We start from the raw sequence: 637 nt of genomic DNA on the forward strand, positions 1-637 counted from the left end.
AAAGTCATGAAAAAAGAAAAGCATCTCAAGCAAGAAAAAATCATCAACTTGTTTGATGATATAGCCAGCTCTTATGATCAAGCCAACCGCTTGATGAGTTTTGGCTTAGATGTTAAATGGCGAGAAAGGGCTTGCGAGCATGCGTTTTTGTTTTTGGAAAACAAGAAAGCCTTAAGGCTTGTGGATGTGGCATGCGGAACGGGGGACATGCTTGTTGCTTGGCAAAAAAGCGCTTTAAATTGCGCTATAGAGTTTGAGGAATGTTTGGGGATTGACCCTTCTAATAACATGCTTGAATTAGCCGTTAAAAAATTTGAAAAGCTTGAAAACAAAGCTTCTTTCATTCAGGCTCAAGCCAAAGATTTAAAAGGCGTTGAAAATAACAGCGTGGATATTCTCTCCATTGCGTATGGCTTGCGTAATATCGTGGAAAGACAAGAGGCCTTAAAAGAGTTTTTTAGGGTGTTAAAGCCTAGGGGCGTTTTAGTGATTTTAGAATTTTTAAAAAAGGACAACCCCACATGGCTGGATAAAATCTCAGGGTTTTACACGAATAAGGTTTTGCCTTTAGTGGGAGGGGCTATCAGTAAAAATTATGGCGCTTATTCTTATTTGCCGCAATCTATTGAAGGGTTTT

1 protein-coding gene is annotated in these 637 nt (G+C 39.1%); it reads left to right on the forward strand.

The window, feature by feature from the left end; all coding sequences use genetic code 11:
• Positions 1–637: bifunctional demethylmenaquinone methyltransferase/2-methoxy-6-polyprenyl-1,4-benzoquinol methylase UbiE (gene ubiE, locus IE313_RS36705; RefSeq protein WP_229925206.1), on the forward strand; the 637-nt coding region annotated here is incomplete at both ends.

The organism is Streptomyces sulfonofaciens (assembly GCF_014656295.1).
Taxonomy (GTDB): Bacteria; Actinomycetota; Actinomycetes; order Streptomycetales; family Streptomycetaceae; genus Streptomyces; species Streptomyces sulfonofaciens.